Source organism: Halorussus marinus, from assembly GCF_004765795.1.
GTDB lineage: Archaea > Halobacteriota > Halobacteria > Halobacteriales > Haladaptataceae > Halorussus > Halorussus marinus.
In genome coordinates, this window is record NZ_SBIV01000003.1 from 321,871 (window position 1) to 342,295 (window position 20,425).

Consider the following 20,425-nt stretch of genomic DNA (forward strand, 5'->3'; position numbering starts at 1 on the left):
GGCGCGCTCGGGGCTACGTCTCGACCCGGACGCTCGGGTCGTACCCCAGCGCGTTCGCGAGCAATCTCGTCCCGAGGTGCGAGACCGAGTACTCGTTGAGCCCGAACGGGTGGAGGAAGTCCTGGGTCGCCGGCGGGAGGAGTCCGCCGACGACGTGGACAGCGCCCTCGCCCGCGCCCGCGATCGACCCCGCCGCGACCCCGGGCTCTATCTGAGTGTACTCGCCGGCGGTAGTCGCCGCGACCGTGCCCCCGGCGTCGGTGAACGCCTCGGGGTCGACCAGCGTCATCGGCGCGTCGTCGCCGATGCTGTACCCCAGCGGGACGAACTTCCCGATCTCTCTGGCGTTGGGGTCGGTCCCCGCGAGCAACGGGTGGTCGTCGTTGCGGTCCCCGAGGAAGGCGGTGAACAGCGTCTCGTCTCTGATGTCGTCGGGCCCGACCTCCGCGACGGGATCGGCGTCCATCGCGCCGAGCAGATGGACGCCCCGGTCGGTGAGCACGAGCGTCCCGCCGGCCTCGACGTACCGATCGAGTTCGGCGACGTACGTCTCGTCGTCGCGCCCGTCGGCGTGGATCGCGACGAGGTTCTCGACCGCCGGGGCGTCGCCGTCGACGAGCCCGCCGCTCGCGACTTCGTCGACGGTGACAGCTCGCGTACTCCCGCCGCCGCCGAGCGACGCCTCGAGGTCCTCGAAGAACGCGAACGGGCTCACCTCGTAGGACCGCTGGTCGAACCCGAGCACGTCGCTGGGGTTCGGGCTCTCGCTCTCAGCGCGGAGCACGCCGACCTCGACGTCGAACTCCAGGAGCTCCCCGCCGTCGTGTTCGAGGACTACCGACCACTCGCCCGCGGCCGGCGACGCGACGACTAGCTCCTCGGGCCGGTCGGCGCCCTCGGCGAGCCCCCGGCCGGCGATGCGGTCGCCCGTCGGCCCGTCGAGCCGGACGCTCACGCCCGGAAGCGCGGGCACGGTGACCGCGAGCTGGGCGGCGTCCTCGGTGGCCGCCACCGGTACTCGCTCGGTTCCGCCGCCGTCGAGGGTGACGCCCACTCGCTCGGTCTCGTAGCGGGTCTCGCCGCCGTCGCCGTACGGGAGGTCCTCCGAGCGGCGCGTGAGCGAGTCGGTCTCCACGTACGCGGTCGACGCCCCGCCGGTTTCGACGCTCGCGCTCACGTCACCCGCGGCGTGCTCGGCGACCGCCCGGATCACGGTCGCGTTCCCGACGACCCACGCGTCGACGAGGTCGGGGACGAACTCGCCGACCGAGTAGACGGTCTCGGTGGCGAACGTCTTGACGTCGCCGAGCCCGCCGTTCTCGCGCGACGCCGACAGCCAGCTTATCGTGTCCCCGCTGGTCGAGTAGCCGAGAATGTCGAACAGCGTCCCGTACTGGTAGGTGTCTTCGGGCGTCGGCGGCGACTCGCCGTCGTCGCTCACCCGGTCGTTGAACCGTTCGAACACCGACTGGAGTTCGTCGCTGGCGATCAGTTGGCCGAGCGCCGACTCCTCGAGCGCCTCGTCGACGGACCGCTGGAGCGCGTACAGGTCCGCGAGGTCCTCGAAGTCGTAGTCGCCGTTCAGGGGGAAGCCTTCGAGGAACGACTCGGAGCTGTAAAACCCGTGGAGGTCGAGGCCGTACTCCAGATTCTCGTAGTCGCGGGTCCGGAAGTACTCCGCGATGTCGAGTTCGCCCGGCACCGACTCCGCGATCTCGGGCGGGACGTCCCGGTCGACGCCCGAGCGGTCGTCGTCGAGGTCCGCCCCGTGCGGTTCGGCGGGGACGTGGCCCGGGTCGATGTACCCCGGCGTGGGGTACGATCGGTTCGGATCGGCGCCGGTCGGGAGGAGCGTCCTGTACTCGTTGGTCCGGACGACCTGCTCGGGGGTGACCTCCTCGCCGCTGTAGTAGTAGGTGTGGTTCGCCACCCACCCCGAGGGGTTCGCGATCAGGAACACGAGCGCGATGTCGTCGAGCAGGCGTTCGACCCTCGGCTCGTCGCCTTCGAGCAGGTCTTCGAGGAACCGGAACATCGCCTCGGGCCCCTGTCGCTCGCTGCTGTCCTGATTGAACACCAGCACCTTCTCCTTCTGTTCGAAGCGCTCGGCGTCGTTCACGTCGTTGGTGATCTCGGCGAGCCAGATGTCCTGGGGCTCGGTCTCCCGGGTGACGAAGTTGTACCAGCCGGCGGTCTGACCGATCGTCCGGAGAGCGAGCCGATCGGGGTGTCGGGCTTCGAGGTGCTGGATCCCCTGTACCATCTCCTCGAAGGAGATGAAGCCGACGCTGTCGTTGGCGGGCGGAAAGACCCCCTCCGAGTAGTCGCCGAGCCGCCAGAACGCGTTCGCGCCCGGCGAGAAAAGCAGGCGCTCGACGGCGTCGAGTTCGACCAACTCCTCGACCTGCTCGGGCGTCGGACGGGCGTACGCGGCGGTCGTCGGGTCCCGGGTCGTTCGCACGTCGAAGTCGAACGACTCGATCCGGTCGAGCCCGGACGCGTCGGCCACCTCGAGTAGCGTCTGTATCCGGTCGCCGGTCGGCGTGTGGTTGGCGACGAACCGGTACGTGTCGGTCATCTTCTCCGATTCGACCTGCGCGGTCGCGGCCCCCGGGAGCGCGAGCGTCCCGGCCGTCGCGGTCGTCAGTCGAAGGAACGTCCGCCTGTCGACGCGCGCGTCCGCGAACGTCCCGTCGGTCGGATCGTCGTTTCGTGTCATCTCGTTGTCCTCCCTTCGAGACACGCTGTGCGACGGTCCAAACGATAACAATTCGCATCCGTTCCCCGACACCTCTCCGGGGAACTATCACCGGCGGGCCGCGATCCGGGCCCGGATCGCCTCGACGTACGTCTCGCGGTCGTAGCCGAGTCGGGGGAGCCAGACGTTCTGGTAGGAGGGGTGGACCAGCGGGAGGACGGCGGCGTCGAAGTCCTCGGATTCGACCGGATCGAGCACCCCGTCGAGAAACGACTCCGGGGCGTCGTCGCCGAGCACCGACAGGGTCGCGTGCTTGCCGGTAGTCGCGATCACGGCGGGGTCGATCCGCTCGATCTCTGTTCGGAGGTGGGTCCGGCAGTTCGCGCGCTCGTCGGCGGTCGGCTCGCGGTTCGACCCGTCCTCGCCCTCCGGAAAACACTTCACCGCGTTCGTGACGTACAGCTCCTCGGGACCGAGGCCGGCGTCGGCGAACAGTTCCCGGACCGTCCGCCCGGAGTGACGGGAGGTGTAGGCCTTCCCGGTCCAGTTGCCGCCCCGCCACCGGTCGGCGTCCGAGTCGCCGTCTCTCGGCGAGGCGCCGCTCGAGTGATCGGTCGAGCGCGGCTCGACGCCTGCCGCCGGCGCCTCGCCGACCACCACCACCGCGGCGTCGAACGAGCCGTTGCCCCACGCGATCCGCTCGCGCGACTCGACCAGCGCCGGACACCGCGAACACCCGGGTTCGAGGACGTGCTTCGAGTCGGGGAACTGGGCCACGAGCGACGTTCGCGCTCGGCGGTTCTGAACGCTTCGCTCCGAACGTGAGCCGAGTTCACACGCCCGCCGAACCTATTTGGGGTCGCGCGACCGTCTCGAGTACGTGACTCTCGACGTTCGCGTCGCGGTCCCCGACGACGCGCCGGCGGTCCGGCGGGTCGCCCGCGCCTCGTGGCTGGCCGCGTACGACGATGTCGTCGCCGAGGAGACGATCGAGGCCGCGATCGCAGACTGGTACGACGTCGCCGACCTCCGGGCGTCGATCGGGCGGGCCGACGCCCGGATGCTGATCGCCGAGCGCGGCGACGAGGTCGTCGGCTTCGGGCAGGCGCTGGTCGCCGAGCCGACCGACGAGGCGGGAGCCGAACTCGCGCGCCTCTACGTCCACCCCGACCGCTGGAACGAGGGGATCGGGTCGACGCTCCTCGACCGACTCGAAGACTGGCTCCGCGAGCGCGGCGCCGACGGCGTGCGGCTGGCGGTGCTGGCGGACAACGACGCGGCCAACGCCTTCTACGAGAGCCGTGGCTACCGGCGCGTCGACTCGCGCGAGATGGACCTGAAGGGCGAGACCGTCGACGACTACGTCCGAGAGAAAGGCCTCTAGTCTTCGACGACCTCGATGCCGCGGTTGTTGACCGCCGCGGGGTCGAGCCCGACCTCTTCGAGAAACTGCTTGTACTCGCGCTCGCAGGCCTCGGCGTCGGCCTGCTTGTCGCTGGCGCGGTCACAGAGCGCCACCAGATCCTCGGGCACGTCGTTGGTGTAGACGATCCAGTGGTTGATGAGGTCGCTGAGCCGCCGGATCGGGCTGGTGAAGTGGCCGTAGATCTCGAAGTTCAGCGCGTGGTGGCCGCCGAACGGGTCGTTCATGTACTTCGCGCGCGGCATCACCTTCATCACCGCCCACTGGATCTTGTCGAGCTGGCGCTTCGGGGCGTCTTCGAGGGTCGCGTTGACCGCCTTTCGGGGCTCGTCCCACGCCTCGCCCGGGATCGAGACGCCGTCGAGCTCCTGGATCTCCTGGAGGGCTTCGCCCCACTCGTCGGGGCTCGGCTGAGGGTGGACCCGGTACATCGCCTCGACGCCGCGGTCCCACATCAGCTTGTGGGTCACCGCCTTGTTGGCCTTCAGCATGCACTCCTCGATGATGGTGTGGGCGCGGTCCCGCCGGGGGTTCAACACGAGGCTCCCCTCCTCCTTGCGGAGTTCGTGCATCCGGTCGGCGAGCTCCCAGACCAGCTCGCACTTCTCGGCGAGGTCGACCTCGGTGTCTTCGAGGAGGTCGTCGGCGGTCTCGGGCTCGTCGAGCAGTCGCTCGGCCTCGGTGTAGGTGAGCCGGGCGTCGCTCTCGATGACCGACTTGTAGATCTCGATGCTCTCGTAGCCGAGGTTCTCCTTGTCGAGGTGCATCTCGACGGTGTGGGCGAGTCGGTCCTCGTTGGCCACCAGCGAGCAGACCGTCTCGGCCAGCACCGGCGGGAGCATGTGGATGGTGTAGGCGGGCAGGTAGACGGTGTTGGCCCGCTCGACGGCCTCCTCCCACATGTTCGACTCGGGGTCGACGTAGTGGGTCACGTCCGCGATGTGGACCCACAGGACGTACTCGTCGTCGCGCTCCTCGACCGACAGCGCGTCGTCGAAGTCCTGGGCGTCGATCGGGTCGGTCGTCCAGGTGGTCATGTCCCGGAGGTCGCGGCGCTCGTCGACCTCGTCTCGTATCTCCTGTTGGATGTCCTCGGTTCGCTTTTCGGCCTCGGTGAGCACCGACTGGGGGAACTCGTCGCGGATCTCGAACTTCTCGAACAGCTCCTCGCGGTGGGCTTCGAGTCTGTCGGCCAGTTCCGGAGAGATCTCGACCGGGCCCTGTCCCTCGGGGGTGCCGGCCTCGGCCTGGGCGTCGCTTGTCATACCGAACGGTTACGGGGACGAGTAGTTAGGCGTGTCGGAGCGTACGCCCGTTTCGGCGAGCGCTCTCGCCCGAGCCGGGGGTCTCGGCGCCGTGCCCCTCGGGTCGGGCCGCGCTATCGCTCGTGGTCGAGCGGCCCGTATCGCTCCTCGACCGCCCGCGCGTAGCGGTCGAGAAACTCGATCTCGCTCAGCTCGCCGGCGTCGATCTCCACCAACAGCTCCTCGAGTTCGTCTCGGGGCTGGTGACAGAGGCCGGTGTGACACTCCTTGCAGAGATGTTCGAACGTCTTTCCCTTCCGGTCCCACCGGTCGCCCTCCTTGTCGTACTCGCGGGCGGCCGACCGGGTGACGGTCTCGCCGCAGGCGATGCAGTCGACCGAGTCGTTCCCCCGGCTACTCCGGGTGCCCCACATACTACCGACCACGCGCCGCCGTTACTTGCGGTTTTCGGTCAGCGATTCGACGAGATCCCGCGAGCGTAACGAGAGCTTACCGGGCGCCGACCCGGTCCGAGCGCCCTGCGACGCCGTCCCACCGCGGGGCTTATTCGGATCCGCCCACAACCTCGATCCGATGGACGCCGAAATCTCTCCCGACGAACTCGCCGACCTCCTCGACGCCGACGCGGACGTCTGCATCGTCGACATCCGGCCCGCGGCGCAGTTCGACCGCGGTCACATCCCGGACAGCGAGAACGTCCCGTTTCACGCGCTCGCCGACGAGATCGAGCGCCTCGACGGCGAGGAACGCATCGTTACCGTCTGTCCGCACGGCAAATCGAGCGTGCAGGCCGCACGGCTCATCGCCTCCTACGAGGGCGTGTCCGACGCCGCCCGAGTCGAGAGCCTCGCCGGCGGTCTCGACGCGTGGGACGGCGACCTCGAAGCCGCCGAGCCGTCCCCGACCGACGAAGGACCCGAGAGCCCGTTCTGACGGCCGAAGGCGAAAAATATCCGTAGTGGCGCCACTGCGCCCCGCTCCGCACAGCCTACCGCGCGGGGTCAGGCGACGTTGAACCCCTTATCGCGCAGGAAATCCTCGACGCGTCCGGTGTGGTTGCCCTGGAGCTCGATCTGGTCGTCCTCGACAGTCCCGCCGCAGGCGAACTTGGACTTCAGGTCCGACGAGAGGCTGTCCAAATCGACGTCCTTCGGGTCGAATCCTTCGATTATCGTTACCTCTTTTCCGTAGCGTCGCTCGTCGATGCGGATGTTGATCTGCTGGGACTCTTTGGCGACGTCCTCGCAGACACAGAGCTCTTGAGGCAGCCCGCACGTCGAGCACACTTCCGACATTACATTTTAGGGATTGATTGTCGGGGTACAAAACAGTGTCGCTACCTGCGCCTTTCGGCGGCGTCGAGCGCCGGGCTCGGGGCCTCCTCGCCGGTCGTTACCGCCCGAGCCCGCGCCGCTCGCGCACCAACTCGTCGACGAGCGCCACCGCCTGATCCGCGAGCAGTCGGTCGGACTCGCCGGCGTACCGGACCCGCTCGTAGATCTCGCCCACGCGCTCGGCCCGGCGGTCGATCCCCCGGATCGCGTCGAGGTACTCCCGCGGGGTTTCGCCCGGCCGGCGCTCGCGGAACCGATCCGCGAGGAGGTGTTCGAGCCGGGCGAACGCCCGCTCGACGTCGGTGTCGGGGTCGCGTCGGGGCTGCCAGTAGAGCCACGCCGTCCGCCTGAGGCGGGCGAGCGCGCCCGTCCGGCGGGCGGCCGCGAGCAGGCCAACGACCACCAGCCCGCCGAGCGCCGCCTCCTCGGGCGACGGCGGCCGGATCGGCACGTCGCCGGCGCCGTCCTCGGCTTCGGTGGTGGCGACTCCGATCTCCGGCGCCGAGTCGGTCCGGCCCACCTCCCGATCGGGCGCGAGCTGGGGTCGCTGGCCCGGTCCCGACTCCGCGACGGCGGTCAGGTTCTCGCTCCCGGTCCCGTCGTCGGTCGTCTCTGTTCCGGTCTCGTCCTCGGGCTGGGTCGTCGTCGGGGTCCACGTCCCGTTCTGGCTGTCGTCGGTGTCGACGTTCGAGACGTTGCGCTCGCGGGCCTGCTGGACGCGCTGGCTCTCGGTGTCCGCGCGGGGCCCGCCGGGCGTCGGGTCGAACTTCACCCAGCCGATTTCGGGGAAATACACCTCGACCCACGCGTGGGAGTCGAGCCCGCGGACGACCCACTCGTTCTCGGCGACCCGCTGGCCCGGCGTGTACCCCACCGCGAACCGGGCGGGCACGTCCTGCGAGCGGAGCATCGCGACCATCGCGGTCGCGTAGTAGGTGCAGTAGCCCCGCTCCATGTCGAAGATGAAGCTCTCGGCGACGTTGCCGTCGGGCCGATCGACGTCGAGCGAGTACGCCTTGTTGGCTTCGAGCCAGTTCTCGATCGCGACCGCGGTCGCGTACGGCGTCTCGGCGCCCGCCGCGATCTCGTCGGTGCGCTCGCGGATCCGGTCGGCGCTGCTCGCCGGGAGCTGGCGGTACCGCTCGGCGATTTCCTCGGGGTAGTCGGTCCCGGCGGTCCGAAGCTCCGACTCGCTCGGGTCCGGGACCTCGCTGAGGACCGTGTACTGTTCGCCCTCGCGGAGCGCGCCGATCGGATCGAACGACCCCTCGGAGGTGACACGCGCGTTGTCGGCCCCCGTCCGGAGCCGGACCGGCCGCCACGCCGCGGGCATCGCGCCGAGCCGATCGGCCTCTACCGTCACCGTCTGATCGAGGGTCCGACTCGGGCCGGGCGGGGCCGACTGGGCCCGGTAATCGGTCGCCTCGCCGGTCCGAATCCAGCCGTCGCCGTCGTAGCGGTCGTACGCGCCGACCCGCCAGTACCCCCGCCGTTCGGCCTCGACCGAGAACCTGACGGTCGGCGAGAGCTCGATGGAGCCGACGATGTTGGTCCGCTCGTCGTTGTTGACCACGCTCCCCTCGACGGTCTGGGGACCGGCCGAGCCGCCGGGCAGGATCGGGCTCGCGGTGCCGCCCGGGACGACGCTGATCGCCGACGACACCACCACCATCGCCACCAGCGCGATGGCGATGGCGTCGACCTGCGCGGCGGTCCCGCCCCGGCGGGCCAGCGTGCCGAACCCGAGCGCGCTCGCGGCCGCGAGCGACCCGACCAGCGTGACGAAGCTCCCGGCGTCGCCCGTCAGGACGAAAAAAGTGAGCGCGACGCCGCCGGCGGCGACCGCGAGCGCGTAGCGTCGCCGGAGCACGAGATACCACGGCCCGAACGACAGCGCCGGGGCGACCCCGAGCGCCCACGCGCCGACCTCCGTCATCCGCAGGACCGACAGCCCGGTCAGCAGGGCGACGTTGTCCGCGAGTATCTGGCCCGTCGAGGTCGCCACGAGGTACGGGCTCGGCACCGACAGGTAGTAGCCGCCAAGCCCCGCGCCGAGCAGACCCACGACCAGCGCGGCGGCGTAACTGACCGGGAGGTGGCGGGCGGCGAGCGTCGCGGCGACCAACGTCGCGACGACCAGCGCGGTCAACGCGGCGGTCCCGCCCACGATGTCGGTGACGTGGTAGAGCACGCTCAGGTACGTCGCCATCAGAACGCCCGTCGAGCCGACCGCGAGCCAGTGGTACGGGACCGCGACGTCGCCGAGTTCGAGTTCGCGACCCACCGCGGCGTCGGCGCTCACCGGTGCTCACCTCCGTCGGTGACCGCGGCCCGTCCCGATCGCTCGGAACCCGGGGACACCGCGGGCTCGGCCGGCGGGCCCGCCAGCCGCGCGAACTCGACGCTCCGGCCGGCCGCGGCGACTCGGACCGCCTCGCCCTCGAACCCCTCGACGGCGACGTCCGGGTTGCCCCGACGCGAGTCGACGACGGTGCCGGCCGAGAGCCGGGCCAGCGCCGCGTACACCGCGATCCGGTGGGCGGGGCCCGTTCCGGGCTCGATCCGGTCGCTGGGGAGGGTGAGTCCGACCGCCACGCCGGCGTCGAGCAGGTAGCCCGCGACGCTCGCGGCGGCCTCGGCCGTCTCGTCGGCCCGGCCGGGGTCGGCCTCCGCGAGGAGTTCGATCCGCCCGCGCCGGTCGTCGGCCTCGTACTCCATCACGACGAGGTCGTCGGTCCGCTTGGCGCTCGTCTTCCAGTGGACGTCCCGGAGCGAGTCGCCCCGTTCGTACTCCCGGAGCTGGTCGAACCGGTCGCGGCCGTCGATCCCGAGGGTCCTGTCGAGCGCCGCGAGCTCGTTGGCGTCGGTCAGTCGCCGCCGCCGCGGGAACACCGTCACGTCCCGGCGGATCGAGTACCGGTGGGTCGCGGTCCAGAGGCCGAACACGTCCTCGACGCGGAGCTCGACCGGCCCGACGGCGCCGACGCCGCGCTCGCGCAGTTCGAGCCCGAACGCGATCGGCTCGTCGGTGACGGTCGTCTCGACCGAGTCGCCCGCGAGGGCGAGCGGGCCCCGCGCGGTGAGCTCGACCGCTCCCGCGAGGGGCGTCTCGGTGTCGAACGCCACCGCGACCTCGGCGGCGTCGCCCGCGAAGCCGTACTCGGGCGCCTCGACTCGGAGGTCGGGCCGGGGCGTGCGCCGGAGCTGAACGTATCCGGCGGCGAGCGCGACCGCCGCGGGCGCGACGACGCCGTTCAGCGAGCGCGCGCCGAACCAGCCCGCCATCGCGACCGCGACCGCGGCGACGGCCGCGACCGCCCAGCCGCGTCTCGTCAGCATCTCAGCTCACCGGCACGTTTTCGAGCGCCTCGGCTATCAGCGCCGCACCGCTCGCGCCGCCGGTCTCGGCTCCGGTGCGGACGCGGTGGCGCAGGACGGCCTCGGCCTCGGCCTGCACGTCGTCGGGAACCACGTAGTCGCGGCCGTCCAGCACCGCCCGGGCCTGTCCGGCCCGGAGGAGCGCGATCGACCCGCGGGGGCTGACCCCGAGGTCGGCCCGCTCGCGGGTGTAGTTCGCGAGCCGGGTGACGTACTCCCGGACGGCCGCCTCGGCGGTCACCCCCGCGACGGTCTCGCGAGCGCGACGGACTTCCTCGCCGGTCGCGACCGGGTCGAGCCCCTCGATCGGGTGGCGACCGGTGACTCGCCGGAGCACCTCCGACTCGTCTTCGGGCGAGGGGTAGCCGAGCGTGAGCTGTTTCATGAACCGGTCGATCTCGGCGATGGGAAGCTCGTAGGTCCGGTCGCCGCCGACGTCGTTCTGGGTGGCGATGACGGTGAACGGCTGGTCGAGCCGATAGGTCTCGCCGTCGACGGTGACCTGGGACTCCTCCATGGCTTCGAGCAGCGCCGACTGGGTCTTCGGGGGGGCGCGGTTGATCTCGTCGGCGAGCACGACGTTGCCGAACACCGGTCCCGGCCGGAACTCGAACTCCCGGCTTCGCTCGTCGAAGACGTTCACGCCGGTCACGTCGGTCGGCATCAGATCGGGGGTGAACTGGACCCGCTTGAACTCGCAGTCGATCGAGCGTGCGAGCGACCGCGCCAGCATCGTCTTGCCGACGCCCGGCACGTCGTCTAACAGGAGATGGCCCCGGGCGAGAATAGCTGTCACGATGTGTTCGGTCACGTCGTGGTGGCCGACGATGACCTCCTCGACGTTCTCGACGATGCGTCCGGCGAGCGACGCGGCCTCGTCGACCGGCAACGGGGTCGGCGAGTCGTCGCCTCGTCGGGATGGGGGTGTCGGATTCGGGTTGGCGTCCGTCATGGGTTTGTGGGCGCGGGAAGGGGAGACGGGAACCGCATCGGTCGCCCCGGCGTGGGCCTGACACCCACACCTTACTTCCCCAGCTTTGAAACCTTTGTCCCGAGAGGCGGGCTTCGCCGGTTCGAGACGGCCCGAGGGCTCCGATTTCGCCCGCGTTACCACTCCTTGCAGTCGCCACACACCAGCGCGCCGTCGTCGCGCCACCGGCGCTCGACCGACTCGCCACAGTCGGCACACTCGCCGCCCCGGGGCGACCAGGCGTAGGTCGACCGCGCGGGCTCGACGCTCGGGGCGTCCGCGGCGGCGCTCGACTCGCCGTCGCTCGCGTCCGATCCCGCGTCGTCTTCGCCCGACGCGGCGAAGGCGTCGAGCGATGCGTCTTCGGTCACGTCCCGGGCTACGCCCGCCGGCGTGGTAAGCGTAGCGAAGCCGTCGGGCGCGCTCGCGGCGAGTCGCCGCGAGAGGCGGTCGCGTCGTGTCGTCCAGTCGGCCGACCCGTCTCGCGCGAACGGAGCAAACAAGTACCCCCGCCACACACGTTCGCACATGGTCAACCTCGTGCAGAACGTCCTGGACATGATCAGCCTGTTCACCGACGTGGCGCTCAACACGCCGGTCACGGCGCTGTTGCTGTTGGTCGGGTTCGTGTTCGTCGCCGGGTCGTCGCTGATGCTGGCGTACCTCGTCGCGGGCGCGGTCGTCGACCTCCTCACTCCCGAGTCGCTCGGTCGCAGGCCGCCCCAGCAAGGCTGATCGCGTCCGCCGGATCGGGACCGAGCGGCGACCCCGCGACGAAGCTGTCGGCGTAGGTCAACACCTCGGCGATCCTGTCTGCGACCCCGTCGACGGTCCCGGCGATGCAGAAGGCGTCGATCATCGCGGGGGTCACCGCCTCGAACGCCGCCGAGAACTCGCCTGCCGCCACTTTCTCGCCGATCGCCTCCGCGCGCTCGGCGTCGATGTCGTGACGCTCCAACACCGGCGGGGCCGCCCCGCCGACGATGAACGCGACCGGCGGCCGGGCGGCCTCGCGGGCGTCGTCGTCGTCTTCGGCGACGCTCACGCTGGCGTAGGCCGCGAAGTCGAACGCGCCGCGGTCGTCGGGCCGGTCGTCGAGGCCGGCCGCGACCTGCTCGTCGGCCCACGCGAAGTCCTTCGGGTGGGCGGCGTTGACCAGCACGCCGTCGGCGTGCTTGGCCGCCATCCGGATCATGTGTGGCCCCTGTGCGCCGACGTAGGCGGGGACGCGCCCGACGGCGTCTGGATAGTTCAGCGCGGCGTCGGTCGCCTCAAAGGTCCCGTCGTGGTCGACGCACTCGCCGGCCCAGAGCTTCTGGGAGACCTTCATCGCTTCGAGCACGCGCCGGAGCGGCCGCTCGCGGTCGTAGCCGAGGTTCCGGAGGGTCGAGCGGTCGCCCGCGCCGAGTCCACAGACCGCCCGGCCGTCGCTGGCCTCGTCGAGGGTGGCGATCCGCGAGGCGAGGGTCACCGGGTGGGTCTCGTAGGGGTTGGCGACGCCCGGGCCCACCCGGACCTCGTCGGTGGCGGCCGCGATCCGGTCGAGCACGACGAACGGATCGCGGTTGTTGTAGTGACAGCTCGCGAACACGGTGTCGAACCCCTCGCGCTCGGCGGTCCGGCCGAGTTCGGCGAGCTCCGAGATCGGGTGCTCGGGCGTGATCTCAATGCCCCGCAAACTCCCACCCCCTGAGCGCCTGGCGCACGAAGTCCCCGTCGACGTCGCGGTAGAGGTTCTCGCTCCCGCCGTGGTCGCCGAACTCCCAGTCGCGGACCACCGCGACCGGGAGGCCGTCGTCGCCCTCGCCGGTGACGAGGTTCGCGGCCGAGGCGAGTTCGTCGACGACCGACTCGACCGTGACCGCGAGTTCGTGGCCGTCGCGGTCGGTCTCCCCGCGCCAGTCCCGGGAGGCCGGCACGCCGTCCCACCCGATCGCGACCCCGCGCTGGCCGTGGCGGAACGGCCGCCCGCAGGTGTCGGTCACCACGACGCCGGGGTCGGCCCGGAGGGCCTCCCGGATGCGGGCGGCGCTCTCGCTTGGGCGCTCGGGCAACAACAGCAGGTCGGCGTCGCCGCCGACGTTCGACCGGTCGATCCCGGCGTTGACCCCGATGTGGCCGAACTTCGTGGCGGTGAGCAGAAACGGCGCCTCCATCAGGAGCTCGGTGCTCTCTTCGAGGACGGCCTGTGCGAACCGGGGGTCTTTCTCGTCGCCGGAGATCGACGCGAGTCGGTCGGCGATCTCCCGGGCTCTGGGGCCGGCCGGAAAGTCCTCGAGGTCGGCGAGCCGCCCCTCCGCCTTCGAGACCACCGTGCTCGCCACTACCAGTACGTCGTCGTCCCGGAGGTCGGTCCGCTCCTTGACGAGGGCCGCGAGGTCGTCGCCCGGCCGGACCTCGGGCAGGCCCGGCACTGCGAACACGTCCATGACCGGACGTTGGGCCGTCGGCGATAAAAACCCGCCCGAAACGGGCAAGGCCTACCCCTCCCACGCCCTCGACCGGATTCGAGCCGTCCGCGACGCCGACGGCCGGGGCTCGTCGCGGACACCCAACGGTTCAAACCTCTCGGGGCCGAACGCCCGCGCATGGACGAGACCAGCGTCGTCACCTGCTTTCTCCGGAATCGCGGGGAAGTCCTCCTGCTCAAGCGCTCGGCCGAGGTCGGCTCGTACGCGGGATTGTGGGGCGGCGTCGCGGGCCACGTCGGGGGCGAGTCCGACGATAGCGCGGACGCCGCGGCCCGCGAGGAGATCGCCGAGGAGACCGGGCTCCTCGACGCCTGCGAGCTCGCGCGGAGGGGCGTCACCTTCGAGTTCACCGACGAGGACCTCGACACCCGGTGGGTCGTCCACCCGTACCTCTTCGACTGCGAGCGCCGCGACGTCGACCCCAACTGGGAGACGGCCGAGACCGAGTGGGCCCACCCCACCGAGATCCTGCGGCGCGAGACGGTCCCACAGCTCTGGACGTCGTACTCGCGGGTCGCTCCGACCGTCGATGCGGTCGCCGAGGACGCCGAACGCGGCTCGGCGATCCTCTCGGTCCGCGCGCTCGAAGTCCTGCGCGACCGTGCGGGGTCGTTCGCCGCGCGCGACTCGACGGACCTCGAAGCCGGCGGCTGGCCCGCGCTGGTCGCCATCGCCGAGCGACTGTGCGAGGCCCGACCGAGCATGGCGGCGGTCCCGAACCGCGTCGACCGCGCGATGGCGGCCGCGGCCGACGACCGGACGCCGGCGGCGCTCGAGGCGGCGGCCCGCGAGGGGATCGCCCGGGCGTTTCGGGTCGACGAGGACGCCGCCGCCCGCGCCGCCGAGGAGATTCGGGACGGGACGGCGCTCACCATCTCTCGGTCGGGCACCGTCCGGGCGGCGCTCCCCGCGGCCGACCGCGTGTTCGTCGCCGAGTCGCGTCCCGCCCGCGAGGGGGTCGGCGTCGCGGAGGCGCTGGCCGGCGACGCCGAGGTCACCCTCCACACCGACGCCGCGGTCGCGTACGTGCTGGCGACCGAGTCGGTCGACGCCCTCGTGGTCGGAGCGGACGCGGTGTTGCCCGACGGGACGGTCGTCAACAAGACCGGCACGCGCCCGGCGGCGCTCGCGGCCGACCGGGAGGACGTTCCGGTGTACGCGGTCGCCTCGACCGACAAGGTCCGCACCGACGACGCCGTCCGGCTCGAGGACGGCGATCCGACCGCGGTCTACGACGGCGCCGCCGACGTCTCGGCGCTGAATCCGACGTTCGACGCGACGCCAGCCGACCTCGTCTCGGCGATTCTCACCGAGCGGGGCGCGCTGGCGCCCGCCGAGGTGTCGGCCGTCGCCGAGGAGCTCCGGGCGCTGTCGGCGTGGCGCGAGTGAGTTCGCGGGCGACGTCGACCGGGTCGCTCACCCGCTCCAGCCGCCGCCGACGTCGCCGCCGACGCGGTCGCGCCACGCGTCGAAGCGGTCCTCGCACTCGGGCGCCTCCGCGACGTGTGCGAGGAAGCCGGCGCCGGGCGACGCGAGCGCGTCGCCACAGAACGGACAGCGGTTCGGGTCGTCCCAGGTTTCGCTCGTTGCCATAGCCGACACGGGGGCGACCAGACGTATGAATCCTTTCGACAAACACTATATTGAAATTCATGTGATTATATCACCCTAATATGCTTCGTCGAGATTATCGCATTCCGGATAACTCATCAGCTATGCTCCACAGTCTCCGAAAACGTCGAGAAATGATCGTTACAGTCGTCTCTATACGTCCTTATATTCTACAGCCAGAATTATAACAACCTTCTTATCCGCCGGCGCGCTGGACTCGCCTAATGGCAACGACCCCTCCGACCACCGCCGAAACGTACCGCTGTCCCGAATGTCGCGGCGTCCTCTCGTTCGACGCCGGCTCGTGGGGCTGTACCGACTGTAGCTACGTCCCGCCCCACAGCGCGGACTGACCGACTGCTCTTTTCGACTCAATCGTCGCCGTTCGCGGCCGCCGGCCCCGCCCCGGGCGCGGCGGTGTCGCCGTACAGCGTCCGGGCCGCGAGCGCGCCGGCGACCCCGACGAGGCCGACGCACGCCAGATACTCGACCGTGAACCCGAACGCGGTCGCGAACGGGAGCGCCACCAGCGGGCCCAGCGTCGACCCGAGGTCGCCGAACACGTTGTAGACGCCCCCGAGCTTGCCGACGTCGTCGTCGGGGCTGATGTCGCCGAGATACGCGAGCAACGGCGGGTTCGTCCCGCCGACGCCGATCCCGATGAGCGCGACCCCGATCAGCGTCGATTCGAGCGTCTGGACCAGCGCGAGCACCGCGAACCCGGCGGCGAAGACGGCGAGCGCGGGGAGGCTGAGCGCCGCCCGGTTCGAGAGCCGGTCGGAGTAGCGCCCGACCACGAGCGTGGTCAGGCTCGATCCCAGCACGCTGACCGCCATCACGAGCCCGCTCGCGCCGACGCCCGACAGCGATCCGATGCCGATGCCGTACTCCTCGGCGTACAGCACGACGGTCGACAGCAACACCCCCGCGAACAGGAACCGGACGACGAAGTTGATCGCCCCGACGGTGAAGATGCGGCTGTCTGCGCCCACCAGCGCCGGGAGGTCTCGGAGACTGCTCGTGGCCGACACGTCGGCGTTGACGTCCGGGAGCACGAGCGCCGCGACGACCGCGGCGAACATGGCCGCGACGCCCGCGGTCAGGAACGCCTCGGTGTAGCCGAACGCGTCGGTGACCAGTCCCCCGACGACGAGCCCCGCCGGGAAGCCGAGGCTCTGGCCGCCCCGCATGTAGCCGACCCACTTGCCGCGGTTCTCGGGGGTCGTGATGTGGGTGATGGTGCTGAACGCCCCGACGAAGACGAACGCCGACCCGAGCCCCCACGTCGCCCGCGAGACGAGGAAGATGGTGGCGCTGTCGAGCGGGATCGGGCCGGGATTGAGCCCGAGCACGTAGCCGAACGGGACCAGCCCCTGGACGAAGAAGCCGAGGATCATCGGGCGTCTGGTCCCCATCCTGTCGAGAATCTGGCCCGCGGGGGTGTTGAACAGCAGTCGCGTGAACCGGTTGATCGAGAGGATGACGCCCACGAGGAACGGCGAGATGCCGATGATCGGACCGAGCGACGGGATTGTCGGGAACGCGACCCCGCCGCCGAGCCCGCCGAGGAACACGCCCGCGATGAGGCTCCCGACGACGTACGGGACGCTCGGGTCTTCGGCGCCGAACAGCCGGCTCATTCGGCCTCCCGGAGCCACGGAATCCAGTCGTGGACGACGAAGTCCCGCACGTCCTCGGCCACGTCGGCGTCCAGCGTGACCTGGTGGAGCCGCGCGCCGTTGATGGTCGCCAACAGCCACGTCGCGGTCCGGTCGGGGTCCACCGATCGGAACGTCCCGCGCTCGACGCCGTCCTCGATCACCGTCCGTACGGTGTCGGCGACGAAGCGGTAGTTGGTGGTGAGCTGTTCGCGGAAGGCGTCGTTGCGCGAGGCCTGAGCCCGAATCTCCAGCAGTGCGGTGTGAAACTCCCAGTGGTCGGTCCCAGACCGGCCTTGGTGGGCGCCGAGCAACAGCGCGTCGACCAGCGCCACGAGGCGCTCCTCGGGGTCGTCGCCGGTCTCGGCCTCGACGGCGTCGAGGAACCGATCGAGCAGGAAGTCGAGGAACGCGACCAGCAGGTCCTCTTTGGTGTCGTAGTGGTAGTGCAACACGGCTTTGGTCTTGTCGAACTCGTCGGCGATGTCCTGCATCGTGAGGTCGGCGTACCCGTGCTCGCAGACCGCATCGTAGGTGGCCTCCATGATCGCGGTCCGGGTGTCGGGGGGCGCTCGGTCGTCGTCGCTCATACTGACTAGTTAGTTAACCCATCGTAGAAAGGTGTTCGCGTTCGCGCTCGCGGTCTGCGCGGTCGCTCCGCCGTCCGGTCGCCGGCCCACCGGTCCCGGCGCTCGCGTGCGCGGCGATCGGCCGTCTCTTCGGAGGGGCGCCGAGTCGCAAACGCGGTGAAAACGAGGCGGTCGGTACGCGAGCGGACGAACGCGGCCGTTCGAGGCGACGGCCGCGCTCGTCCGTCGGCCGACTCGTGGCGGGTTCACCTCGGTGGCGCTTCCGAACCGGGCCGCGCGATGACGGTCGCGGCCTGGACCACCGAGCGGCGGATGGTTCCGTCGGTTGCCGTGAGTCCGGTTCGATCAGACGGGACGCCGGACGGGTTCCGAACCGTGTGTCGGGTCACCTCCGTACCCAATCCGTTCGGCGCGCCCCTACAAAACCGTTTCTTCAAACACGGTAGTACACTCGGTGTTTGCTAGCAGTGTATGAACAATACAAGGAGAGACGAGCCTGATCGTCCAGCAATCGCTCGAAAGGCATCCGTATCGTAGTCCGAGGGGTCGCGCCGGGGCGTCGGGAGTCGGACGGGGACGTCAGGCGCCGTCGGGGCCGCCGCGCGGGACGGCGGCTCGCACTGCGTGAGCCTTTTCACGTCGAGCGTTCTACTCGCTGTCGGCGGCAGTGACGAGGGTTACCCCCACCGAGCCCCTTGTGACGAGGCCTTTTCATCCGAGCCGCCTTCCGTGACCCGAAGCTTGAATCCCCGGTGGGGTCGATGAGTCGGTATGCACATCGAGCGACTCGGCGTCCACGACTCCGTCAGCGCGGTCTTCCCGCCCGAGCGACTCCGCGAGGAACTCTCCGGGGCGGTCGCCGACGTCCGGATCGTCGCCGACGCCGACGGGATCGCGGACTGCGACGCGGTCGTCACGTTCGCCCACACCGACGCTTTCCTCGACGCCGATCTCGAGTGGGTCCACTCGATTCAGGCCGGCGTCGATCGGTTCCCGTTCGACGCCTTCGAGGCGGCGGGCGTCGCGCTGACCAACAGCACGGGGATCCACGACGCCAGCGTCGGGGAGTTCGCCGTCGGGCTCATGTTGTCGTTCGCGCGCCGGCTCCACGCCTACGTCCGCGCCCAGCGCGATCAGGAGTGGGCCCACCCCGCGTGGGACGAGCCGTTCACGCTCGCCGGCGAGCACCTCTGTGTGGTCGGGCTCGGCACCCTCGGGCGGGGGATCGCCGAGCGCGCCGACGCCCTCGGCATGCGGGTCACGGGGGTCCGGCGGTCGGGCGAGCCGACGCCCCACACCGAGGCCGTCTCCGCGCCCGAGGACCTCCGGGAGGCGATCGCCGACGCGACGTTCGTCGCGCTCGCGGTGCCCCTGACAGACGAGACCGAGGGACTGATCGGCCGCGAGGAGCTGGCGGCGATGCGCGAGGACGCCTACCTCCTCAACGTCGCCCGTGGACCGGTCGTCGTCGAGGACGAACTGATCGACGCGCTCCGGGACGGCGAGATCGCGGGCGCGGGCCTCGACGTGTTCGAGACCGAGCCCCTGCCCGAGGAGTCGCCGCTCTGGGACTTCGAGGAGGTCGTCGTCACGCCCCACCGGGCGGCCGCCACGCGGGACTACTACCGGGACATCGCCGATCTGGTTGGCGAGAATCTCGAACGGGCCGCGGCCGGCCGGGAGCTGACGAACCGCGTCGTCTGACCGCCAGCGCCGACGCCCTCACTCCTCGGGGTCGCGGGTCGCGAGCAGTCCGGTCGCCATCAGCCGCCGCGTGATGATCACCAGCCCGTTCTTGAACCCCCGACCGAAGATGGCCTTCTCCTCGCGGCTCTCCTCCTCGAACGAGCTCAGCAGGATCGTGCTCTGGTCGACCAGCAACATCCGACCGATCGCCACTCCGCTCTCGGCGTCGGCGTGGAGCCACTCCAGCTCCGAACGGAAGATTTCGGCGTCGGGGACGCGCTCGGCCAGTTCCTCCCGCAGTGATTCGGTCACCGTCCCGATGAGGACGTCGACGCCGCGGGCGGCGGCGTCGGCCAGCGCCTCGACCGTCTCGTCGGTCGCGAGCGACTCCTCGCTGGCGATGAACACGACCTCGTTTTCGGCGTCTTCGAGCAACTGGAGGGTCCGGCTCGTGATCCCGCCGGTCCCCGACAGCGACCACACCTCGTGGGGTCACCGACTCGTCGCTGATCTCGGCCGGCTCGATCGTCTCCAACGCGTCTTGGAGTTCGTCGACGCGGGACTGGTACTGGCGACGGAGCGTCTGGGCGGCCTCCTCGAGGCTCACGGCCCGGTACTGGCGCGGGTTCGTGTGCTGTATCTCGACGAGTCCCTGCGCTTCTAGGACCCGTATCGCGTCGTAGACTCGGGTCCGGGGCACGTCGGTGATGTCGCTGATCTCTTTTGCCGTCGCCTTCTCCATCCGCGTCAGGGCGACGAAACACTTCGCTTCGTACTCTTTGAGGCCGAGTTGCTGGAGCAGTCCAGCGGCCTCCGCTTGTCTATCGGTTTCAGCCATAGTGTCCCAACCACCGGGGCTGTCCCGGAGATAGCGGATGTATACTCCCGTGACGTTTAGTCTTGTTCTTCTTTCGGGTTTTCGGCGGCTGGAACGGAGCGGACGGCCGATATCGGTCGCCCGACTCGTGTGACGGGCGTCGGAACTCGCCGAGAATAGATTAACTCAGTTAATCACACAAACTACATAGGTTCGCGGGCTGAATCGGTAATCAGCGCGCGGGTAGCAGTGTCCCAACCACCGCGTACCGCGCGCTACCTGCCACTCCGTGGCAGGTTTCTGCGGAGCGGCCTGAGCCCTGCCTGCGACGTCCGAGCGACCGCTACCACCGAGCGACGGCCTACGGGCGCGCCGGTCCGGTGGCGAGGACCCGTACGCCACATCTGTGTGAGTAATCGAGTAACAGTGCGAACGACGGTGTAGAGCGTGTTACGACGTCGATACAGGACTCGAGAGTCGACGAAGCACGTTTGTGTACGAACGCGGAGTAAAACCACCTATTT

At 70.2% G+C, this 20,425-nt stretch carries 21 protein-coding genes and 1 pseudogene; 6 read left to right on the plus strand and 16 right to left on the minus strand.

All coding sequences use genetic code 11. The features are described 5' to 3' along the window. Nucleotides 1–13: 13 nt before the first annotated feature. Nucleotides 14–2,719: a M14 family zinc carboxypeptidase gene (locus tag EPY72_RS08460; protein WP_135806129.1), complete on the minus strand. Its 2,706-nt coding sequence runs from the start codon at nt 2,717–2,719 to the stop codon at nt 14–16. 87 nt (nt 2,720–2,806) lie between these two features. Beyond that, nucleotides 2,807–3,475 carry a uracil-DNA glycosylase gene (locus EPY72_RS08465; protein ID WP_135806130.1) on the minus strand — a complete coding sequence of 223 codons (669 nt, stop codon included), beginning with the start codon at nt 3,473–3,475 and terminating at the stop codon, nt 2,807–2,809. 103 nt (nt 3,476–3,578) lie between these two features. On the opposite strand from EPY72_RS08465, the gene EPY72_RS08470 reads away from it, so the two are divergent. Then, entirely contained in the window at nt 3,579–4,082 is a 504-nt protein-coding gene (locus tag EPY72_RS08470; RefSeq protein WP_135806131.1) for a GNAT family N-acetyltransferase, read from the plus strand. Here the strand turns inward: EPY72_RS08470 and EPY72_RS08475 are convergent. Then, a complete protein-coding gene (locus tag EPY72_RS08475) occupies nt 4,079–5,386 on the minus strand; it encodes a ribonuclease catalytic domain-containing protein (RefSeq protein ID WP_134668795.1) in 1,308 nt (435 codons plus the stop codon). The two genes, EPY72_RS08470 and EPY72_RS08475, sit on opposite strands and share 4 nt — an antisense overlap. Nucleotides 5,387–5,499: 113 nt before the next feature. After that, a complete protein-coding gene (locus EPY72_RS08480; RefSeq protein ID WP_134668797.1) occupies nt 5,500–5,799 on the minus strand; it encodes a DUF7562 family protein in 300 nt (99 codons plus the stop codon). 160 nt (nt 5,800–5,959) lie between these two features. Between EPY72_RS08480 and EPY72_RS08485 the strand changes: the two genes are divergently transcribed. Beyond that, nucleotides 5,960–6,319: a rhodanese-like domain-containing protein gene (locus EPY72_RS08485; protein WP_135806132.1), complete on the plus strand. Its 360-nt coding sequence runs from the start codon at nt 5,960–5,962 to the stop codon at nt 6,317–6,319. A 68-nt stretch (nt 6,320–6,387) separates the two neighbouring features. Here EPY72_RS08485 and yciH read toward each other — a convergent pair whose 3' ends face one another. From yciH to EPY72_RS08510, 5 genes are all read right to left on the minus strand, one after another. Next, nucleotides 6,388–6,681, minus strand: coding sequence for a stress response translation initiation inhibitor YciH (yciH, locus tag EPY72_RS08490; protein ID WP_134668801.1), 294 nt, complete (start codon nt 6,679–6,681; stop codon nt 6,388–6,390). A gap of 97 nt (nt 6,682–6,778) precedes the next feature. Continuing rightward, nucleotides 6,779–9,022 (minus strand): transglutaminase TgpA family protein, encoded by a 2,244-nt coding sequence (locus tag EPY72_RS08495; protein WP_244605546.1) that lies wholly within the window; start codon nt 9,020–9,022, stop codon nt 6,779–6,781. After that, a complete protein-coding gene (locus tag EPY72_RS08500) occupies nt 9,019–10,059 on the minus strand; it encodes a DUF58 domain-containing protein (RefSeq protein WP_135806133.1) in 1,041 nt (346 codons plus the stop codon). Before EPY72_RS08500 ends, EPY72_RS08495 begins: the two co-directional genes overlap by 4 nt. 1 nt (nt 10,060) lies before the next feature. After that, the gene (locus EPY72_RS08505; RefSeq protein ID WP_135806134.1) at nt 10,061–11,050 is read right to left on the minus strand and encodes an AAA family ATPase; all 990 of its coding nucleotides are present in this window, start codon (nt 11,048–11,050) and stop codon (nt 10,061–10,063) included. A 155-nt stretch (nt 11,051–11,205) separates the two neighbouring features. Beyond that, complete coding sequence (locus EPY72_RS08510) at nt 11,206–11,439, minus strand: DUF7573 domain-containing protein (protein ID WP_134668807.1); 234 nt, start codon at nt 11,437–11,439, stop codon at nt 11,206–11,208. A 157-nt stretch (nt 11,440–11,596) separates the two neighbouring features. On the opposite strand from EPY72_RS08510, the gene EPY72_RS08515 reads away from it, so the two are divergent. Continuing rightward, entirely contained in the window at nt 11,597–11,803 is a 207-nt protein-coding gene (locus EPY72_RS08515) for a DUF8024 family protein (RefSeq protein ID WP_134668809.1), read from the plus strand. Here the strand turns inward: EPY72_RS08515 and EPY72_RS08520 are convergent. Next, a complete protein-coding gene (locus tag EPY72_RS08520; protein ID WP_135806135.1) occupies nt 11,760–12,746 on the minus strand; it encodes a 5,10-methylenetetrahydromethanopterin reductase in 987 nt (328 codons plus the stop codon). The two genes, EPY72_RS08515 and EPY72_RS08520, sit on opposite strands and share 44 nt — an antisense overlap. Beyond that, nucleotides 12,733–13,497, minus strand: coding sequence for a coenzyme F420-0:L-glutamate ligase (locus EPY72_RS08525; protein ID WP_135806136.1), 765 nt, complete (start codon nt 13,495–13,497; stop codon nt 12,733–12,735). The genes EPY72_RS08520 and EPY72_RS08525 overlap by 14 nt, the downstream gene beginning before the upstream one ends. A gap of 159 nt (nt 13,498–13,656) precedes the next feature. Between EPY72_RS08525 and EPY72_RS08530 the strand changes: the two genes are divergently transcribed. Then, nucleotides 13,657–14,928, plus strand: coding sequence for an eIF2B alpha/beta/delta subunit family protein (locus EPY72_RS08530; protein WP_135806137.1), 1,272 nt, complete (start codon nt 13,657–13,659; stop codon nt 14,926–14,928). A gap of 27 nt (nt 14,929–14,955) precedes the next feature. On the opposite strand, the gene EPY72_RS19345 is transcribed toward EPY72_RS08530, so the two are convergent. Then, nucleotides 14,956–15,132, minus strand: coding sequence for a DUF7501 family protein (locus EPY72_RS19345; protein WP_167599392.1), 177 nt, complete (start codon nt 15,130–15,132; stop codon nt 14,956–14,958). Nucleotides 15,133–15,374: 242 nt separating this feature from the next. Here EPY72_RS19345 and EPY72_RS19970 point away from each other — a divergent pair, with 242 nt between their 5' ends. Then, nucleotides 15,375–15,503, plus strand: coding sequence for a hypothetical protein (locus tag EPY72_RS19970; protein ID WP_280177976.1), 129 nt, complete (start codon nt 15,375–15,377; stop codon nt 15,501–15,503). 18 nt (nt 15,504–15,521) lie between these two features. On the opposite strand, the gene EPY72_RS08535 is transcribed toward EPY72_RS19970, so the two are convergent. Both EPY72_RS08535 and EPY72_RS08540 read right to left on the minus strand, forming a co-directional pair. Continuing rightward, on the minus strand, nt 15,522–16,790 hold the full coding sequence (locus EPY72_RS08535; RefSeq protein ID WP_134668817.1) for an MFS transporter: 1,269 nt from the start codon (nt 16,788–16,790) through the stop codon (nt 15,522–15,524). Then, on the minus strand, nt 16,787–17,398 hold the full coding sequence (locus EPY72_RS08540; RefSeq protein WP_134668819.1) for a TetR/AcrR family transcriptional regulator: 612 nt from the start codon (nt 17,396–17,398) through the stop codon (nt 16,787–16,789). The genes EPY72_RS08535 and EPY72_RS08540 overlap by 4 nt, the downstream gene beginning before the upstream one ends. A 771-nt stretch (nt 17,399–18,169) precedes the next feature. Between EPY72_RS08540 and ddh the strand changes: the two genes are divergently transcribed. Then, a complete protein-coding gene (gene ddh, locus EPY72_RS08545) occupies nt 18,170–19,102 on the plus strand; it encodes a D-2-hydroxyacid dehydrogenase (RefSeq protein WP_135806138.1) in 933 nt (310 codons plus the stop codon). Nucleotides 19,103–19,120: 18 nt separating this feature from the next. On the opposite strand, the gene EPY72_RS19810 is transcribed toward ddh, so the two are convergent. Both EPY72_RS19810 and EPY72_RS20055 read right to left on the minus strand, forming a co-directional pair. Further along, on the minus strand, nt 19,121–19,567 hold the full coding sequence (locus EPY72_RS19810) for a phospholipase D-like domain-containing protein (RefSeq protein ID WP_244605547.1): 447 nt from the start codon (nt 19,565–19,567) through the stop codon (nt 19,121–19,123). Nucleotides 19,568–19,739: 172 nt separating this feature from the next. Next, nucleotides 19,740–19,922 (minus strand): annotated as a pseudogene (locus EPY72_RS20055) (helix-turn-helix domain-containing protein); the annotation flags it as partial. Nucleotides 19,923–20,425 lie beyond the last annotated feature (503 nt).

What these genes read in the sequence shown, in the direction of transcription:
- EPY72_RS08540 (WP_134668819.1), bottom strand. Translation starts at nt 17,398, where the DNA reads ATGAGCGACGACGACCGAGCGCCCCCCGACACCCGGACCGCGATCATG.
- EPY72_RS08460 (WP_135806129.1), bottom strand. Translation starts at nt 2,719, where the DNA reads ATGACACGAAACGACGATCCGACCGACGGGACGTTCGCGGACGCGCGC.
- EPY72_RS08535 (WP_134668817.1), bottom strand. Translation starts at nt 16,790, where the DNA reads ATGAGCCGGCTGTTCGGCGCCGAAGACCCGAGCGTCCCGTACGTCGTC.
- EPY72_RS08485 (WP_135806132.1), top strand. Translation starts at nt 5,960, where the DNA reads ATGGACGCCGAAATCTCTCCCGACGAACTCGCCGACCTCCTCGACGCC.
- EPY72_RS08505 (WP_135806134.1), bottom strand. Translation starts at nt 11,050, where the DNA reads ATGACGGACGCCAACCCGAATCCGACACCCCCATCCCGACGAGGCGAC.
- ddh (WP_135806138.1), top strand. Translation starts at nt 18,170, where the DNA reads ATGCACATCGAGCGACTCGGCGTCCACGACTCCGTCAGCGCGGTCTTC.
- yciH (WP_134668801.1), bottom strand. Translation starts at nt 6,681, where the DNA reads ATGTCGGAAGTGTGCTCGACGTGCGGGCTGCCTCAAGAGCTCTGTGTC.
- EPY72_RS08475 (WP_134668795.1), bottom strand. Translation starts at nt 5,386, where the DNA reads ATGACAAGCGACGCCCAGGCCGAGGCCGGCACCCCCGAGGGACAGGGC.
- EPY72_RS08480 (WP_134668797.1), bottom strand. Translation starts at nt 5,799, where the DNA reads ATGTGGGGCACCCGGAGTAGCCGGGGGAACGACTCGGTCGACTGCATC.
- EPY72_RS08515 (WP_134668809.1), top strand. Translation starts at nt 11,597, where the DNA reads ATGGTCAACCTCGTGCAGAACGTCCTGGACATGATCAGCCTGTTCACC.
- EPY72_RS19345 (WP_167599392.1), bottom strand. Translation starts at nt 15,132, where the DNA reads ATGGCAACGAGCGAAACCTGGGACGACCCGAACCGCTGTCCGTTCTGT.
- EPY72_RS19970 (WP_280177976.1), top strand. Translation starts at nt 15,375, where the DNA reads ATGGCAACGACCCCTCCGACCACCGCCGAAACGTACCGCTGTCCCGAA.
- EPY72_RS08530 (WP_135806137.1), top strand. Translation starts at nt 13,657, where the DNA reads ATGGACGAGACCAGCGTCGTCACCTGCTTTCTCCGGAATCGCGGGGAA.
- EPY72_RS08525 (WP_135806136.1), bottom strand. Translation starts at nt 13,497, where the DNA reads ATGGACGTGTTCGCAGTGCCGGGCCTGCCCGAGGTCCGGCCGGGCGAC.
- EPY72_RS08500 (WP_135806133.1), bottom strand. Translation starts at nt 10,059, where the DNA reads ATGCTGACGAGACGCGGCTGGGCGGTCGCGGCCGTCGCCGCGGTCGCG.